The 16,214-nt window shown below is 73.4% G+C and carries 15 protein-coding genes and 1 pseudogene; 6 read left to right on the top strand and 10 right to left on the bottom strand.

Going from position 1 to position 16,214, the window contains the following annotated elements:
- Position 1: 1 nt before the first annotated feature.
- From IE286_RS02330 to IE286_RS02320, 3 genes are all read right to left on the bottom strand, one after another.
- Positions 2-703, bottom strand: coding sequence for a hypothetical protein (locus tag IE286_RS02330; protein ID WP_189794872.1), 702 nt, complete (start codon positions 701-703; stop codon positions 2-4).
- 242 nt (positions 704-945) lie between these two features.
- Positions 946-2,010 carry a lipoate-protein ligase LplAB gene (gene lplAB, locus IE286_RS02325; protein WP_189794871.1) on the bottom strand — a complete coding sequence of 355 codons (1,065 nt, stop codon included), beginning with the start codon at positions 2,008-2,010 and terminating at the stop codon, positions 946-948.
- 24 nt (positions 2,011-2,034) lie between these two features.
- The gene (locus IE286_RS02320) at positions 2,035-3,045 is read right to left on the bottom strand and encodes an alpha/beta fold hydrolase (RefSeq protein ID WP_189794870.1); all 1,011 of its coding nucleotides are present in this window, start codon (positions 3,043-3,045) and stop codon (positions 2,035-2,037) included.
- Positions 3,046-3,415: 370 nt separating this feature from the next.
- On the opposite strand from IE286_RS02320, the gene IE286_RS02315 reads away from it, so the two are divergent.
- From IE286_RS02315 to IE286_RS26990, 5 genes and pseudogenes are all read left to right on the top strand, one after another.
- A complete protein-coding gene (locus IE286_RS02315) occupies positions 3,416-5,242 on the top strand; it encodes a gamma-glutamyltransferase family protein (RefSeq protein ID WP_189794869.1) in 1,827 nt (608 codons plus the stop codon).
- A gap of 177 nt (positions 5,243-5,419) precedes the next feature.
- Positions 5,420-6,829, top strand: a complete 1,410-nt coding sequence (locus IE286_RS02310; protein WP_189794868.1) for a phytoene desaturase family protein — start codon at positions 5,420-5,422, stop codon at positions 6,827-6,829.
- Positions 6,826-7,368, top strand: a complete 543-nt coding sequence (locus IE286_RS02305; protein WP_189794867.1) for an O-acetyl-ADP-ribose deacetylase — start codon at positions 6,826-6,828, stop codon at positions 7,366-7,368. The genes IE286_RS02310 and IE286_RS02305 overlap by 4 nt, the downstream gene beginning before the upstream one ends.
- A gap of 165 nt (positions 7,369-7,533) precedes the next feature.
- Positions 7,534-9,030 carry a DNA-3-methyladenine glycosylase 2 gene (locus IE286_RS02300; RefSeq protein ID WP_308115040.1) on the top strand — a complete coding sequence of 499 codons (1,497 nt, stop codon included), beginning with the start codon at positions 7,534-7,536 and terminating at the stop codon, positions 9,028-9,030.
- A gap of 25 nt (positions 9,031-9,055) precedes the next feature.
- Positions 9,056-9,163: pseudogene (locus tag IE286_RS26990) on the top strand (methylated-DNA--[protein]-cysteine S-methyltransferase); the annotation flags it as partial.
- A 94-nt stretch (positions 9,164-9,257) separates the two neighbouring features.
- Here IE286_RS26990 and IE286_RS02295 read toward each other — a convergent pair.
- The 3 genes from IE286_RS02295 to IE286_RS02285 all read right to left on the bottom strand — a co-directional run bounded on the left by IE286_RS02295 (position 9,258) and on the right by IE286_RS02285 (position 11,207).
- On the bottom strand, positions 9,258-9,482 hold the full coding sequence (locus IE286_RS02295) for a hypothetical protein (protein WP_308115039.1): 225 nt from the start codon (positions 9,480-9,482) through the stop codon (positions 9,258-9,260).
- A gap of 124 nt (positions 9,483-9,606) precedes the next feature.
- Positions 9,607-10,107 (bottom strand): NUDIX domain-containing protein, encoded by a 501-nt coding sequence (locus IE286_RS02290; protein WP_189794866.1) that lies wholly within the window; start codon positions 10,105-10,107, stop codon positions 9,607-9,609.
- On the bottom strand, positions 10,104-11,207 hold the full coding sequence (locus IE286_RS02285; protein WP_189794865.1) for an ADP-ribosylglycohydrolase family protein: 1,104 nt from the start codon (positions 11,205-11,207) through the stop codon (positions 10,104-10,106). The genes IE286_RS02290 and IE286_RS02285 overlap by 4 nt, the downstream gene beginning before the upstream one ends.
- Positions 11,208-11,459: 252 nt before the next feature.
- Here IE286_RS02285 and IE286_RS02280 point away from each other — a divergent pair, with 252 nt between their 5' ends.
- Complete coding sequence (locus IE286_RS02280) at positions 11,460-12,623, top strand: glycerate kinase (RefSeq protein WP_229861919.1); 1,164 nt, start codon at positions 11,460-11,462, stop codon at positions 12,621-12,623.
- 195 nt (positions 12,624-12,818) lie between these two features.
- Here the strand turns inward: IE286_RS02280 and pssA are convergent, their stop codons facing one another.
- From pssA to IE286_RS02260, 4 genes are all read right to left on the bottom strand, one after another.
- A complete protein-coding gene (gene pssA, locus IE286_RS02275) occupies positions 12,819-13,637 on the bottom strand; it encodes a CDP-diacylglycerol--serine O-phosphatidyltransferase (RefSeq protein ID WP_189795101.1) in 819 nt (272 codons plus the stop codon).
- 22 nt (positions 13,638-13,659) lie between these two features.
- Entirely contained in the window at positions 13,660-14,316 is a 657-nt protein-coding gene (locus IE286_RS02270) for a phosphatidylserine decarboxylase (protein WP_189794864.1), read from the bottom strand.
- Positions 14,317-14,487: 171 nt separating this feature from the next.
- Complete coding sequence (locus tag IE286_RS02265; RefSeq protein WP_189794863.1) at positions 14,488-15,693, bottom strand: acyl-CoA dehydrogenase family protein; 1,206 nt, start codon at positions 15,691-15,693, stop codon at positions 14,488-14,490.
- A 3-nt stretch (positions 15,694-15,696) separates the two neighbouring features.
- Positions 15,697-16,209 (bottom strand): MaoC family dehydratase, encoded by a 513-nt coding sequence (locus IE286_RS02260; RefSeq protein ID WP_189794862.1) that lies wholly within the window; start codon positions 16,207-16,209, stop codon positions 15,697-15,699.
- Positions 16,210-16,214 lie beyond the last annotated feature (5 nt).

The following is a 16,214-nucleotide window of genomic DNA, read 5'->3' as shown; positions in this document are numbered from 1 at the left end:
GTCAGCTCGGCCGGCTGCCCTCCAGCGTGCTCACCGCGGCCCGCGCGGCCTGGATGGCACCCTTGTTGATCTCGTCGGTTGCGGGGGCCTTGCCCGAATCGAAGTCGCTGCCGCTGTAGTTGACGACCACCAGCGCGTTGGCGACCCGCACCAGGACCATGCCCTCCCGGGACTGCTGCTTGTCCTCGGTGCTCAGCCCGACATGGGAGTACGCGGCGTCACCGAGCCCGGGCACCGCGCCTCCGCCGTCCTTCTCCTCGGTGCGCTGCTGGTACGAGGTTCGCGCCGCCTCCTCGGACCGCATGATCTCGAACGACACGTCGAGCCAGCGGTAGTCGTAGCCGTCGAGCGCGTTCCAGGAACAGGTGCGGCGCAGCTCGCTGTCGGTCGACGGGATCTCCTTGCCCGCCGTCTTCGCCTTCGGCACCAGCGAGGTGATCGTCTTCTCCGGGATCGCCGTGCACGGTGCCGGGGCGGAGGTGTACGTCGTCGGCTGGGCGGTCGCCGACGGGGCGGACGACGGGGACGGCGCGGCCCCGGAGGACGATCCGGTGTCCGTGTGCCCGGCCCGCTGCCCGGCGGCATGGTGCTCCGCGGAGGGCGCGGCGAACGGTCCGGACGTGAGCGCCCAGCCCGCACAGGCGATGACGAGGACCGGGCTGAGCCGCGCGGTCAGCGCGAGCGGCAAGGGAAGATCACGCACGGCGTACTTCTCGTGTGGGGGACGGACAAGGTCCTAGGCCGTGTCCGGACACGGCCTGGCGTCCGCGCGCTGCGGACGGGACGACAGTGTCACACGAGTATCTGTGCGGCGAAAGAGCCCACCCCCCGTCCACCGGCGCGGTGTCGCGGCGAACCGTACCCGGCTGCCCCGTCCGTCCGCTTGTGTCGCCTCCGCGCCTGTCCCGGCCGACCGTCCCGGATGTCCGTGCGCCGCACCGCCGGTCACGGCACGCGCGCCGTCCACTCCTCGCTGCTGTACTTGGTGGCCGCCAGCTCCTCGGCCCGGGCCAGCTCCTGCGGCGTGATCCCGCCGGCGGTCAGGCCGTACCGGGCACGGAACGACTCGATCATGTTCTCGATCACGCGCTCGCGCGGCAGGCCGGTCTGGCGCCGCAGCGGGTCCACGCGCTTCCGGGCGGACCGCGTGCCCTTGTCGGACATCTTCTCCCGCCCGATGCGCAGCACGTCGAGCATCTTGTCGGCGTCGATGTCGTAGGACATCGTCACATGGTGCAGGACCGCACCCGGACCGCCGTCCGTGCCGACCATGCGCTTCTGCGCCGCACCGGCGATCTTGCCGGCTTCGGTGGCGATGTCGTTCAGCGGCTGGTACCAGGCTGTGATGCCCATGTCGCCCAGCGCGGACAGCACCCAGTCGTCCAGGTAGCGGTAGGAGTCGGCGAACGACAGACCGGTCACCAGCGGCGCGGGCACGGACAGCGAGTAGGTGATGGTGTTCCCGGCCTCGACGAACATGGCGCCGCCGCCGGAGATGCGTCGGACCACGGTGATGCCGTGCCGGGCGGCGGCCCGCAGGTCCACCTCGTTGCGCAGCGACTGGAAACTGCCGATGACCACGGCGGGCGCGGCCCACTCCCACACCCGCAGCGTCGGCGGCCGCCGGCCGGCCGCCACCTCCGCGGTCAGCACCTCGTCCAGCGCCATGTGCAGCGCGGGCGGCTGCGGAGCCTCGTGGATCAGCTGCCAGTCGTAGTCCGTCCAGTCGGTGGCCTGAGCCAGCGCACGCCGCACCGCCGTGGCCACACCCTGCGAGGTCAGCCCGTACATCACCGCGCCCGGCGGGAGCGCGGCGTCGATCCGCGCGGCCAGCCCCGCGGCGTCGGTGTCCGCCGGGGCGCCCTCCAGCGCGCCGTTCAGCGCGTCCAGCGCCTCGTCCGGCTCCAGGAAGAAGTCCCCGGCCACCCGGACGTGCCGCAGCACGCCGTCCTCCACCTCCGCGTCCACGACGACCAGCTTGCCGCCGGGCACCTTGTACTCACCGTGCACTGTTGTGGGCCTTTCGTTGCTCCGCTATGGACCAACACTGCCCCGATCCGTGCTGTTTCCGGTCCGGCTGTGACCCCGTGCACGCGGCGCGCGGGGACCGGGGGCTCGCCCGCCGGCGAGAGCGTGCCCGTGGCGTTCCAGCAGCGCGGTGAGGACGGCCCGGGCGTGCGTCCACAGCAGTGCCCCGCCCGCGTCGGACACCACATGCCGGCGGGCCGTGCCGATCCGCCGGGCCAGCGACGCGCCGAGATCGGGGGAGTGCACGGGACTGGTGTCCCGCGCGCCGTACCACAGATCCACCGGCACCGTGATCTGCGCAGGATCGAACGGCCAGCGGCTCATCGTCAGCACGACCTCGTGCGCGTAGCCGCCCGGCCCCTGGGCGAACCCCTCCCGCACCGCCCGGCGGAACGGCCGCGCGAACCCCGGCGCGGTGTAGAACCGGCGGTCCGTCTCCCCGCTCAGCCGCACCACCAGATCGCACAGCACGTCCGGACCGGCCCTGTCCGCGACGTCCGCCTCGGCGCCGCGCGGGTCGGCCGCCACCGCCTCGACCATGGCCCGCACGTCAGGAGCGAGCTTTCCCGCGAGGCCCGGGTGGGCCAGCTCGTCGCTGCCGGACACCACGGCGGCCGCCCGCACCACCCCCGCCCACGCACAGGCCAGCGCGAACGGCGCACCCTGCGAGAACCCGATCACCGCCGGATCGTGCAGCCCGCGCTCGGCCACCAGATGCCGCACGTCCTCCGCGAAGCCGCTCAGCGTCCCCTCGGGCGCGGGATCGGACACCCCCAGCCCCGGGCGGTCCAGGCAGATCAGCCGGACGCCGAGCCCGGCGACCGGATCGTCCGCCCGCCCGCCGGCCCGGCCGGGCGTCCGCACACCCAGCCCGAGCCGCCGGCTCGTCGCCGCGCCCGGGCACAGCAGCACCGGCACCCCGTCCTCGGGACCCCACTCCGCCCACCCCAGCGCCCGCCCGCCGGGCAGCACCGTCCGGCCGAGACGCTCCGGCTCTTGGATCCGATGGCCGTTCATGTCCGCATGCTAGGCCGGTCCTTCGGACCCCGCCGGGGTTCCGGCGCACCTGACCCGGCCGGCATCGAAACCCGGTCGAGGCCGATCCGTACGAAACACACCCAAGCCCCCACGGCTGCGGTCCGGCGGCCCCGCCGAGCGCGCTTCGCGCTCTTCGGACCGTCCCCGCGGGCCGGTAGCCTGCTCGCCGGAAGGGGCACCGGACCCGCAGCCGGTCAGCGAGCGGGAGACCACAGGAAGGGGGCGGGAAGCACGCACCGCTCCGACTGCCCGCGGACGACGGGCAGTCAGCCACACGGCGCGGCCGCGCCTGCCCGCCACCCGGCCGATGCGCGCCCCCGGCGTGCACGAACAGCGAGGTGAAAGCGGTATGTTCACCACCCGTCCGACCCTGCAGGGCACCTTCGGCATGGTCTCCTCCACCCACTGGCTGGCCTCGCAGGCGGCGATGGCCGTGCTCGAGGACGGCGGCAACGCCTACGACGCGGCCGTGGCCGGCGCCTTCGTGCTGCACGTCGTCGAACCCCATCTGAACGGCCCCGCCGGCGAGGTGCCCATCCTGCTCGCCCCGGCCGGCGGCGAGGTGCGGGTGCTGTGCGGGCAGGGTGTGGCCCCCGCCGGCGCGAGCGTCGCGCACTACCGGGGGCTCGGACTGGACCTGGTCCCGGGCACCGGGCCGCTCGCCGCCGCCGTCCCCGGCGCCTTCGACGCCTGGATGCTCCTGCTGCGCGACCACGGCACCAAGGACCTCGCCGACGTGCTGAAGTACGCCATCGGCTACGCCGAGCACGGGCACGCGCCCGTGGAGCGGGTCGGAATGACCGTCGAGACGGTCAGGGAGCTGTTCGCGACCGAATGGACCTCCTCCGCCGAGATCTACCTGCCCGGCGGCCGGCCGCCGCGCCCCGGCGAGCTGTTCCGCAACCCGCAGCTGGCCGCCACCTGGAAGCGGCTGCTCGCCGAGACCGCGGGCGCCGGTGACCGCCAGGCACGTATCGAGGCGGCCCGCGAGGTGTGGCGCCGCGGCTTCATCGCCGAGGCCCTCGTCCGGCAGGCGCAGCGGCCCACCCTGGACACCAGCGGCGAGCACCACACCGGCACGCTCACCGCCGACGACCTCGCCGGCTGGTCTGCCACCTACGAGACACCGGTGACCTACGACTGGAACGGCTGGACCGTGTGCAAGGCCGGCCCCTGGAGCCAGGGCCCGGTGTTCCTGCAGCAGCTCGCCCTGCTGCCGCCCGAGCTGCCGCCGTACGGCTCCGCCGACTACGTCCACCTGCTCGTCGAGGGCTGCAAACTCGCCATGGCCGACCGTGAGGCCTGGTACGGAGACGCCGCCGAGGTGCCGCTGGCCGAGCTGCTGTCCCAGCAGTACAACGCCGAGCGGCGCACCCTCATCGGGGACAAGGCCTCCTACGATCTGCGGCCCGGCAGTCCCGGCGGACGCAGCCCGCGGCTGAGCGCTCATGCCTACCGCACCGCCGCCGACCCGGGCGCCTACGACGCCCTGGGCGTCGGCGAGCCCACCGTCGCCAAGTCCCCGGCCTCCCCGGTGCCGGGCGAGCCCGAGGTCGGCGCGGACGGCGCCACCCGCGGCGACACCTGCCACATCGACGTCGTCGACCGCTGGGGCAACATGATCGCCGCCACGCCCAGCGGCGGCTGGCTGCAGTCCAACCCGGTCGTGCCCGAACTGGGGTTCCCGCTGGGCACCCGGCTGCAGATGACCTGGCTGGAGGAGGGCCTGCCCAACGCGCTCACCCCCGGCCGCCGCCCGCGCACCACCCTCACCCCGTCGATCGCCCTGCGCGACGGCGTGCCCGTGATGGCCTTCGGCACCCCCGGCGGCGACCAGCAGGACCAGTGGCAGGTGCACTTCTTCCTCGCCGTCGCCCTGCGCGAGACCGTCCGCGGCGGCCTCGACCTGCAAGGCGCCATCGACGCCCCCAACTGGCACAACGACGCCTTCCCCGGGTCGTTCTACCCGCGCGGCATGCGTCCGGGCAGCATCACCGTCGAGTCCCGCTTCGCCCCGGCCGTCGTCGCCGAGCTGCGCCGTCGCGGCCACGACGTCACCGTCGGCGAACCGTGGTCGGAGGGCCGGCTGTGCGCGGTCGCCCGGGACCCGCGCACCGGCGTGCTGTCGGCCGCCGCCAACCCGCGCGGCATGCAGGGCTACGCCGTCGGACGGTGAGCGCTCGCTCGGCCGGACGGTGAGCTTTCGTCGGGCCGGACGGTGAGTGCTCGTCCGGTCGGACGGTGAGCGCTCGTCCGGTTGGACAGTGAGCGCTCGCCCGCCGGGCGGCGGCCGCCGCGGCATATCCTGACCCCGAGTGACCATCGGCTGAGAAGGGGGCCGCAGGTGCCGTCGATGCTCGATGCGGTCGTGGTGGGGGCGGGGCCGAACGGGCTGACCGCCGCCGTGGAACTGGCCCGCCGCGGCTTCACCGTGGCCCTGTTCGAGGCACGCGGCACGGTCGGCGGCGGGGCCCGCACCGAGGAGCTGACCCTGCCCGGCTTCCGCCACGACCCGTGCTCGGCGGCCCACCCGCTCGCGGTCAGCTCGCCCGCGTTCCGTGCCCTGCCCCTGGACCGCTACGGGCTTCAGTGGCTGCACCCCGAGCTGCCCATGGCGCACCCCTTCCCGGACGGCACCGCGGCCGTGCTGGCCCGGTCCGTGGCCGAGACCGCCGCGTCCTTCGGGCCGCGCGACGCCGGCGCCTACCGCAGGCTGGTCGAGCCGTTCCTGCCCCGCTGGGACACGCTGGTGCGGGACTTCATGTCGCTGCCGCTGACCGCGCTGCCCCGCGACCCGGTCACCCTCGCCCGGTTCGGCCTGACGGGCCTGCCCCCGTCCACCTGGCTGATGCGCCGCTTCACCGGGGAACGGGCCCGGACCCTCTTCGCCGGCCTCGTCGCCCATGTGATGGCGCCGCTGGGCGGCTTCGCCACCGGCGCCGTCGGCCTGGTCTTCGCGCTGGCCGCACACGCCCGCGGCTGGCCCCTGGCCCGCGGCGGCTCCCAGGCCCTGTCCGACGCGCTCGCCGCCCACCTGAAGGACCTCGGCGGCGCCGTGCACACCGACTTCGAGGTCAAACGCCTCGACGACCTGCCGCCCGCCCGGGCGTACGTCTTCGACACCTCGCCCACCGCGCTCGCCCGCATCGCCGGCCTCGGCCGCCACTACGACGGCTACCGGTACGGCCCCGGCGTCTTCAAGATCGACTACGCGCTGGACGGACCGGTCCCCTGGACAGCCGAGGAACCGCGCCGCGCCGGCACCGTGCAGATCGGCGCCGACAGCCACGAGATCGGCGCCGCCCTGCGGGCCGCCTCCCGCGAGGGCCGCGCCCCGGACCGGCCCTTCCTCATCACCGTCCAGCCCAGCGTCGTCGACCCCACCCGCGCCCCTGCGGGCAAGCACGTCTTCTGGGTCTACGGCCACGTCCCCCACGGCTGGGACGGCGACCTCACCGAGGCCATCGAACGCCAACTGGAGCGCTACGCCCCCGGTTTCCGCGACCGGGTCCTGGCCCGCGCCACCGCAGGCCCGGCCCAGCTCGCCGCCCGCAACGCCAACTACGTCGGCGGCGACATCGCCACCGGCGCGGTCAGCGGCCTCCAGGCCCTGCTGCGGCCCCGGCTGTCGCTGTTCCCGTACCGCACCCCGCACCCCGCCGTCTTCCTCTGCTCGTCCGCCACCCCACCCGGACCCGGCGTGCACGGCATGTCCGGGCACAACGCCGCGAAGGCCGTCTGGAGGAGGCTCCGCCGGACATGACCGCGATCATCCGACTCGTCCAGGGCGACATCACCCGGCAGCGCGCCGACGCGATCGTCAACGCCGCAAACTCCTCGCTGCTCGGCGGCGGGGGAGTGGACGGCGCCATCCACCGCCGCGGCGGACCCGCGATCCTGGAGGAGTGCCGCGCCCTGCGCGCCTCCCGGTACGGCAAGGGACTGCCCACCGGGCAGGCCGTCGCCACCACGGCGGGCGACCTGGACGCCCGCTGGGTGATCCACACCGTGGGACCCGTGTGGTCCGCCACCGAGGACCGCTCACACCTGCTCGCCTCCTGCTACCGCGCATCCCTCCGCGTCGCCGACGAGCTGGGCGCCCGCACCGTCGCCTTCCCGGCGATCTCCACCGGCGTCTACCGCTGGCCGCTGCCGGACGCCGCCCGGATCGCGGTATCGACGGTGCGGGCCACCGACACCCGGGTCGAGGAGATCCGCTTCGTGCTCTTCGACGCCCCCGCCTACGCCGCGTTCGCCGCCCACGCCACCGAGACCGGTGACGGCCCCGCCGACACCCGCTGACCGCACAGCCTCACCCCGGGGCTCAAGGCGATCCACCCTGGGACTCGAGGCAATCTCCCCCTGGGGCGCACAGCAACCCGCACGATACGCGACCTCCCGGCATCCGCCACGTCCGTGTCGGATTCCCGCCGGACGCGCAGCCCCGCGGCGGACGATGCTGGACGCATGCACCACGGGATGCACACCGACCGGGAGCGCTGCCTGCGCGTCGTCCGGTCCAAGGACGCCCGCTTCGACGGCTGGTTCTTCACCGCCGTCCTCACCACAGGCACCTACTGCCGGCCCAGCTGCCCCATGGTCCTTCCCCAGCCGCAGCACATGGTCTTCCACCCCAGCGCCGCCGCCTGCCAACAGGCCGGCTTCCGGGCGTGCACGCGCTGCCGCCCCGACACCACCCCCGGCTCACCGGAGTGGAACCACCGCGCCGACCTCGTCGCCCGCGCCATGCGACTGATCGCCGACGGCGTCGTCGACCGTGAGGGCGTGCCGGGCCTGGCCGCCCGTCTCGGCTGCGGCACCCGCCAGATCGAACGGCAACTGCTGGCCGAACTCGGCGCCGGTCCGCTCGCCCTCGCCCGCGCCCAGCGCGCCCAGACCGCCCGGCTGCTGATCGAGACCACCACCCTGCCGATGGCCGACATCGCCTTCGCCGCCGGCTTCACCTCCGTCCGCGCTCTCACCGACACCGTCCGCGACGTCTACGCCCTCCCCCCGACCGCCCTGCGCACCCATCACACCCCGGCCCCACGGCACCCCGCCGCCTCACCCACGGCACCCCAGACCCTCACTCTCCGCCTCCCCTTCCGCACCCCGCTCACCCCCGACAACCTCTTCGGCCACCTCGCCGCGACGGCCGTGCCCGGCGTCGAGGAGTGGCGGGACGGCGCCTACCGCCGTACCCTGCGCCTGCCCCACGGCCACGGCATCGTCGCGCTCACCCCGCGCCCCGGCCACATCGCCTGCCGCGTCACCCTCGGCGACCTGCGCGACCTGCCTGTCGCTCTCGCCCGCTGCCGCCGCCTGCTCGACCTGGACGCCGATCCTGTGGCCGTCGACGACCGGCTGCGCACCGACCCCGTCCTCGCGCCCCTGGTGGACAAGGCACCCGGCCGGCGCGTGCCCCGCACGGTCGACGAGGCCGAGTTCGCGCTGCGCGCGGTACTGGGCCAGCAGGTGTCCACGGCCGCCGCCCGCACCCACACCGCCCGCCTGGTCACCGCCCACGGCGACCGGATCGACGACCCCGAGGGCGGCCTCACCCACCTGTTCCCCACCGTGGAGGCCCTGGCCGCCCTCGACCCCGCCTCCCTGGCCATGCCCCGCACCCGTCGCACCACCTTCACCACTCTGGTCCGTCACCTCGCCGACGGCACCCTCCGCCTCGGCGTCGACAGCGACTGGCAGGACACCCGCGCCCGCCTCCTGAAGCTGCCCGGCTTCGGTCCCTGGACCGCCGACGTCATCGCCCTGCGCGCCCTCGGCGACCCCGACGCCTTCCCCGCCACCGACCTCGGCGTCCGCCGCGCCGCCCTCACCCTCGGCCTCCCCGCCACCCCGGCCGCACTCACCGCCCGCGCCGAGGCTTGGCGCCCGTGGCGGGCGTACGCGGTTCAGTACCTGTGGGCCACGAGCAGCCACCCCATCAACTACCTGCCTGACTAAGGACTCTGCGCAGGGACGGCCTCTTGTGAGACAGCAGACCGTCGTCGACAGCCCCTTCGGCCCGCTCACCCTCCTCGCCGAGGACGGTTTCCTGTGCGGCCGGTACATGCCCGACCAACGCCACCGCCTTGCCGGTCTGTTCAGCCCCCCGTCTTCCAGCGCACCGCCGCGACCCCCGCGAGCAACAGCGCCGGTGCCACCCACCACCAGCGCATGACCCGGCGCACCTACGGCAGCACCCACAGCGCCGTCGCCGCGCCGGCTGCCCCGATGGTGAGCAGACACGACAGATCGATGCCCGCGTACGCGTCGTCGTCCCACGGCCCGCCAGGCCGGATGGTCAGTGCGGTCCAGCAGAAGTACGCGGCTGTGAGGGTGAGCAGGACGAGCGGTGCGGCCAGCACCAGGCGGAGGCAGCCGCGGTCGTCGTCCACGTGTGGAGGGCTGGTCATCGACGTGGTGCCTTCCTTGCGGTGCCTTCCTTGGGGCGCCGTCCATGTCGTTCACGAAGCCACGCCCGGAGGCCGGGCGCCCTTTCGCCGGGCGAACACCGTCCCACTCGCCCGCCCCCCCGCGTCACCCCACCCGGCGCCCGTCCTCCAGTTCCGCCGTGCCCGTGCCGGCGTCCAGCATCTCCAGAGCGGCCAGGACGCGGTGGCCCACGGGGTCCGGCAGGTGGGCGAGGAGGTCCTCGCGGGGGACCAGGCGCCAGGACAGGAGCTCCTCTTCCTGCAGGCGGATCGCCTTCAGGTCGTCCTCGGTGAGCACGCCGCCGTCGTAGAGGTAGGCCACCAGCGGCGGGCGGTCGGGGCCGTGGACCCAGTCGACCGCCAGCAGCCGGCCCGGTTCGCGGTCCAGGCCGATCTCCTCCAGGGTCTCGCGGCGGGCGCCCTGGCGCGGGGTCTCGCCGTCGTCCGACTCGACGGTGCCGCCGGGCAGTGTCCAGCCGTCCCGGTAGTTGGGGTCGACGAGCAGCACCCGTCCCCGGGCGTCCCGGAAGAGCATGGCGGCGCCGGCGAGGACGCGGGGCAGGCCGGCGATGTAGGTGGCGTAGTCCTGGGCGTCTGCAGTGGTCATCCTGGAAGGGTAGCCAGTTCCAGGGTGCGCTCGGCGAGCTCGCTGATGCGGGCGCCGTCGAAGCCGAAGACCGCGCTGCGCACCGTGTCCTGCAGGGGCTCGGTCCACTGGGCCGGGATGGCCCCGGCGCCGGTGAGCACCCCGGCCACCGAGCCGGCGGTGGCTCCGTTGGAGTCGGTGTCCAGGCCGCCGCGCACGGTCAGGGTGATCGTCCGGGTGAAGTCGCCGTCGCCGTACAGCAGGCCGGCGGTGAGGACGGCGGCGTTGGGGACGGTGTGCAGCCAGCCGAGGCCGGCGGTCTCCTGGGCGAGTGTGGTGAGGGTGTCCTCCCAGGCCACGCCCGCCTCGTGCAGGGTGACCACCCGGCGCACGGTGCGGGCCAGGCGGCTGCTCGCCGGAACGACGGTGAGCGCCGTCTTGATCGCGGTGCGCACGTCGGGTGCGGTGAACGCGGCGGCGATCAGGGCCGCCGCCCACATCGCCCCGTACACGCCGTTGCCGGTGTGGGACAGCACGGCGTCGCGGCGGGCCAGGCCTGCGGCGCGGCGCGGGTCGCCGGGGCTGGTCCAGCCGTGGATGTCGGCGCGGATCAGGGCGCCGATCCACTCCTGGTACGGGTTGTCGTAGGTGGCCGTCAGCGGCGGTTTGAGGCCGTTGGCCAGGTTGCGGTAGGCGGCGCGTTCGGCGGTGAACGTCTGCAGGTAGGGCAGGTGCAGCAGCCACAGGGTGCCGACCTGCTCGGTGGTGAACGCGAAGCCGTGCGTCCGCAGCAGGTGCAGGCCGAGGATCGTGTAGTCGATGTCGTCGTCGCGGCAGCTGCCGTGGATCCGGCCGCGTACGCACCAGGGCCACTCGGGGCGCAGGTCCGGCAGACCGGGGCCGGTGCCGGACGCGTCCGGCGCGGGCAGGTAGTCGGTGAGCGGCAGGGCGCCGGATCGCTGCAGATAGCGGTCGATGCGCTCGCGGGTCCACTGATCGCCTTGCTCGACCGGCTTGCCGAGCATGTTGCCCGCGATCCGGCCCAGCCAGCCGCCGAGCACCCGGTCGGCGAGGTCCGTCCGGCTGATCACGGGCTGGGGCCGTGTCCCGACAGCGTCCATAGCAGCGGTGTACCCGGTTTTCCTGCGCTGTCCCGTGCGTGCGGCGCCCGGACCTCGTGGTGCCCTCGCGGCGGGGCGGCCTCGTGTCCGGGGTGGGCGGGGCGCGGCGGTGGGAGCGGTCGAGGCACGGCGGTCGGGCGCTGCGGCAGGGCTGGTGAGGGCATGGCGGTGGGGGCGGCCGCGGGCTAGGGTCGCCAGCGGCGCGATGGCTGCCCCTGACATGCGGGGCCCGGAGAGCAAGGGGATGGCGAGGTGGCGGACGCTGCGGTGCATGCTGGGCACGGGGTGCTGGTTGCCGCGGACAAGTTCAAGGGGTCGTTGACGGCGGTCGAGGTCGCCGAGCACGTCACGGCGGGCCTGCGCCGCGTCGTCCCCGGGGTGCGCGTCGAGGCGCTGCCTGTGGCCGACGGCGGCGACGGGACGGTGGACGCGGCGGTCGCGGCCGGGTTCGAGCGGCGCGAGGTACGGGTCGCAGGTCCGCTCGGCGAGCAGGTGACGGCCGCGTTCGCGCTGCGCGGCAGCACGGCGGTCGTGGAGATGGCGCAGGCCAGCGGGCTGCAGCGGCTTCCCGAGGGTGTCCTCGCGCCGTTGACGGCGTCCACGTACGGCTCCGGTGAGCTGCTGCGGGCCGCGCTGGACGCGGGCGCGACGACGATCGTCTTCGGGGTCGGCGGCAGCGCGACCACCGACGGCGGGGCGGGCATGCTCGCGGCGCTGGGCGCGCGGTTCCTCACCGCGGACGGTACGCCGGTGCCGCCCGGCGGCGGAGGACTGGCCGGTCTCGCGCGCGCCGACCTGTCCGGGCTGGACCCGCGGCTGGACTCGGTGGAGCTGATCCTCGCCGGTGACGTCGACAACCCGCTGACCGGGCCGAAGGGCGCCCCGGCGGTGTACGGACCGCAGAAGGGTGCCTCGCCGGACGACGTGGAGCGGCTGGACGCGGCGCTCACGCACTACGTGAAGGTGCTGGAGGAGGCGGTGGGGCCCCGGGCCGCGCGGTACGCGCTCTCGCCGGGTGCCGGGGCGGCCGGGGGGATCGGGTACGGGGCGCTGCTGCTCGGGGCCCGGTTCCGGGCAGGGATCGAGATCATGCTGGAGGTGCTGGGCTTCGCGCCGGCGCTTCAGCGGTGCTCGCTGGTGATCACCGGTGAGGGGTCGCTGGACGAGCAGACGCTGCACGGCAAGGCGCCGGCCGGGGTCGCCGCGGCGGCACGGGCCGCGGGGCGGGAGGTCGTCGCGGTGTGCGGGCGGCTGGCGCTGACACCGCAGGCGCTGCGGGGGGCCGGGATCCGGCGGGCGTACGCGCTGACGGAGGAGGAGCCGGACGTGGCGCGGTGCGTCGCCGAGGCCGGGCCGATCCTTGAGCGGGTGGCCGAGCGGATCGCGCGCGACTTCCTGAGGCAGGCGGCGTCCTGAGGCAGGCGGTGTCCTGAGGCAGGCGGTGTCCTGAGGCAGGCGGCGTCCTGAGGCAGGCGGTGCGGATCGCTGTGGGCAGCGGCCGGTGCGTACGGCAGGCGCAGGTCCGCGCGGACGCGGAAGGGGCCCGGAACCGTCGTGGTTCCGGGCCCCTGTCGTCGAAGGCCCGCGGACGCCGTCGGGCGTGCGCGCGGGTTACGGCAGCTGGGCCGCGCGCGCCTCGCGCCGGTTGTCGCGGAAGTTGTTCACCCGGCGGGCCGTGGCGAACAACGGGATCACCGCGCCCATGACCAGCTGCAGCGCGCAGCCGGTCTGCAGCAGCAGCTGGCCGCTCGGCGCGTCGAAGGCCCAGGCGGCGAGCAGGCCCATGGACAGCACGATCCAGGACAGCATCGCCCCGGCGAGCCGGCCGCGCGGCTTGGGGTACTCGACCCGGCTGACCATCAGCCAGGCCGTGCCCAGGATCGCCAGCAGCGTGGCCACGAAGGGCAGTTCGAGCAGCACGATCGACACGACCGTCAGGGCACCGAACGGAGAGGGCATGCCCTGGAACATGCCGTCCTTCATCGTCACGCAGGAGAACCTGGCCAGCCGGAGCACCACCGCCAGCAGCACCACGACGGCGCCGAGCGCGGCCACCCGCTGATGGGCGTCGTCGGCGACCAAGCCGTACACCAGCACGAAGTACGCCGGGGCCAGGCCGAAGCTGATCAGGTCGGAGAGGTTGTCCAGCTCCGCGCCCATGGGGGAGGAGCGCAGCTTGCGGGCGACCAGGCCGTCGAACAGGTCGAACACGGCCGCGCACAGCATCAGGATGACCGCCGTCGCGGCGCTGTGCCGGGCCATGCCGCCGGTGTCGTGGCCGGCCAGATGCGGGATCAGGATGCCGGTGGTGGTGAAGTACACCGCCATGAAGCCGCACGTGGCGTTGCCGAGGGTGAGGGTGTCCGCTATCGACAGGCGCAGCGACAGGGGCATCTCCTCCTCGTCGTCCGCCTCGTCGGCCTCGGGCACCCAGCCGGTCTGGGTGTCGGGGTCAATCACGGTCAAGGCGCGTCACCCCTGCCACGGTCTTCTGGCCGACCTCGACGGCCGCGTCCACACCCTCCGGCAGGTACAGGTCGACACGCGAGCCGAAGCGGATCAGGCCGATCCGCTCGCCCTGCTCGACCTTGGTGCCCGACGGGACGTAGGGAACGATCCGACGGGCCACCGCGCCGGCGATCTGGACCATCTCGATGTCACCGAGCTCGGTGTCGAAGTGCCAGACGACGCGCTCGTTGTTCTCGCTCTCCTTGTTGAAAGCAGGAACGAAACCGCCGGGGATGTGCTCGACCGAGGTGACCGTGCCGGCCAGCGGGGCCCGGTTGACGTGGACGTTCAGCGGGCTCATGAAGATCGCGACACGGGTGCGGCCGTCCTTCCACGGCATGATGCTCTGCACCACGCCGTCGGCGGGTGAGATGACCCGGCCTTGACCGATCTCGCGCTCGGGGTCGCGGAAGAACCACAGCATCCCCGCGGCGAGCGCGGTGGCGGGGACGGCGAGCGCCTTGGCCGCGCCCGAGCGGCGGGCGCGGACCAGGCTGACGGCTGCGGTGGCGACGGTCGGCAGAAGCCACGGCGATGCTCCGCGCGCGAGGCGTACGCCGGCCAGGCTGTCGCGAGGTGCAGAGGTTTGGCTGTGGGGCATGGATGACCTTCGTAGCGGATGAATGCCGCGCTTTCGACGGGGGACGGCGGCTTTCCGCGATCGTAGCGGTTCGGCGCCGCAACTGGGTAAGCCAGGAAGTCGAGTCGGCCGCCGGAAACCGCTGACGGGGTGTGATCTTCTTCTCGAAGAAAACACCCCGTACACGGACAATCAGCGCTGGATCCGGTACTCCTCGAGGAGACGGCGACCGATGATCATTTTCTGGATCTCGGCGGTGCCTTCACCGATGAGCAGCATCGGTGCCTCCCGGTAGAGGCGCTCGATCTCGTACTCCTTGGAGAAGCCGTAGCCGCCGTGGATGCGGAAGGCGTCCTCCACGACCTCCTTGCAGTACTCGGCGGCCAGGTACTTCGCCATGCCGGCCTCCAGGTCGTTGCGCTGGCCGGAATCCTTCTTCCGGGCGGCGTTGACCATCATGGAGTGCGCGGCCTCCACCTTGGTGGCCATCTCCGCCAGTTTGAACTGGATGGCCTGGTGCTGGGCGATGGGCTTGCCGAAGGTGTGCCGCTGCTGGGCGTACTGCACACCCAGTTCGAAGGCGCGCAGGGCGACGCCGCAGCCGCGGGCCGCCACGTTCACCCGGCCCACCTCGACGCCGTCCATCATGTGGTAGAAGCCGCGGCCGGTGGTGCCGCCGAGCACGCGGTCGGCCGGCACCCGCAGCCCGTCCATGATCAGCTCGGTGGTGTCGACCCCCTTGTAGCCCATCTTCTCGATCTTGCCGGGGATGGTCAGGCCGGGGCGCACCTCGCCGAACCCGGGCTCCTTCTCCACCAGGAAGGTCGTCATGGACCTGTGGGGCGGTGTGCCCTCGGGGTGCCCCTCGTCGGTGCGGACGAGCACGGCCACCAGGGAGGAGGTGCCGCCGTTGGTCAGCCACATCTTCTGGCCGGTCAGGACGTACTCGTCGCCGTCCTTGACCGCCTTGGAGGTGATCGCCGACACGTCCGAGCCGAGCGAGGGCTCCGACATCGAGAACGCGCCGCGGATCTCACCGGCCGCCATCTTCGGCAGGAAGTAGTCCTTCTGTTCCTGCGTGCCGTGCTGCTTGAGCATGTAGGCGACGATGAAGTGGGTGTTGATGATGCCGGACACCGACATCCAGCCGCGGGCGATCTCCTCCACGCACAGCGCGTAGGTCAGCAGGGACTCACCCAGACCCCCGTACTCCTCGGGGATCATCAGACCGAACAGCCCCAGCTCCTTCAGGCCGTCCACGATCCGCTGCGGGTACTCGTCGCGGTGCTCCAGCTCGGTCGCGACCGGGATGATCTCCTTGTCGACAAAGTCACGGACGGTGGAGACGATCTCCTGCTGGACATCCGTCAGACCGGGCGTCTGGGCGAGACGGGCCATGGCTCACCTCTCCTGCTGCTTCGGCTCCGGGCGGGCAGGCTGCTCCCCGCCCCGCTCCTTGATGTACGTCTGGGTCGGCACCATGACCTTGCGGCGGAAGACGCACACCAGGGTGCCGTCCTGTTTGTAGCCCCGGGTCTCCACGTGGACGATGCCGCGGTCGTTCTTCGACTTCGACAGCCACTTGTCCAGCACGGTCGTCTCGCCGTAGATCGTGTCGCCGTGGAAGGTGGGCGCCACGTGCTTGAGCGACTCGACCTCCAGGTTCGCGATCGCCTTGCCGGACACGTCCGGCACGCTCATGCCGAGCAGCAGCGAGTACACGTAGTTCCCCACCACCACGTTCTTGCCGAAGTCCGTGGTCTGTCCGGCGTAGTGGGCGTCCAGGTGGAGCGGGTGGTGGTTCATGGTCAGCAGACAGAACAGATGGTCGTCGTACTCCGTGACCGTCTTGCCCGGCCAGTGCTTGTACGTCGCCCCGACCTCGAACTCCTCATAGGTGCGTCCGAACTGCATGCCGC

This window comes from Streptomyces thermodiastaticus, assembly GCF_014656135.1.
Taxonomy (GTDB): Bacteria; Actinomycetota; Actinomycetes; order Streptomycetales; family Streptomycetaceae; genus Streptomyces; species Streptomyces thermodiastaticus.
Note: the sequence above shows the minus strand (reverse complement) of the source record. Positions and strands in the feature narration are given on the sequence as shown.

Bases quoted from the DNA above. Each gene is read 5' to 3' on its own strand.
- IE286_RS02270 (WP_189794864.1), bottom strand. From the start codon at position 14,316: ATGCCCCACAGCCAAACCTCTGCACCTCGCGACAGCCTGGCCGGCGTA.
- IE286_RS02285 (WP_189794865.1), bottom strand. From the start codon at position 11,207: ATGGACGCTGTCGGGACACGGCCCCAGCCCGTGATCAGCCGGACGGAC.
- IE286_RS02265 (WP_189794863.1), bottom strand. From the start codon at position 15,693: ATGGCCCGTCTCGCCCAGACGCCCGGTCTGACGGATGTCCAGCAGGAG.
- IE286_RS02305 (WP_189794867.1), top strand. From the start codon at position 6,826: ATGACCGCGATCATCCGACTCGTCCAGGGCGACATCACCCGGCAGCGC.
- IE286_RS02320 (WP_189794870.1), bottom strand. From the start codon at position 3,045: ATGAACGGCCATCGGATCCAAGAGCCGGAGCGTCTCGGCCGGACGGTG.
- IE286_RS02310 (WP_189794868.1), top strand. From the start codon at position 5,420: ATGCTCGATGCGGTCGTGGTGGGGGCGGGGCCGAACGGGCTGACCGCC.
- IE286_RS02290 (WP_189794866.1), bottom strand. From the start codon at position 10,107: ATGACCACTGCAGACGCCCAGGACTACGCCACCTACATCGCCGGCCTG.
- IE286_RS02260 (WP_189794862.1), bottom strand. From the start codon at position 16,209: ATGCAGTTCGGACGCACCTATGAGGAGTTCGAGGTCGGGGCGACGTAC.
- IE286_RS02315 (WP_189794869.1), top strand. From the start codon at position 3,416: ATGTTCACCACCCGTCCGACCCTGCAGGGCACCTTCGGCATGGTCTCC.
- IE286_RS02295 (WP_308115039.1), bottom strand. From the start codon at position 9,482: ATGACCAGCCCTCCACACGTGGACGACGACCGCGGCTGCCTCCGCCTG.
- IE286_RS02300 (WP_308115040.1), top strand. From the start codon at position 7,534: ATGCACCACGGGATGCACACCGACCGGGAGCGCTGCCTGCGCGTCGTC.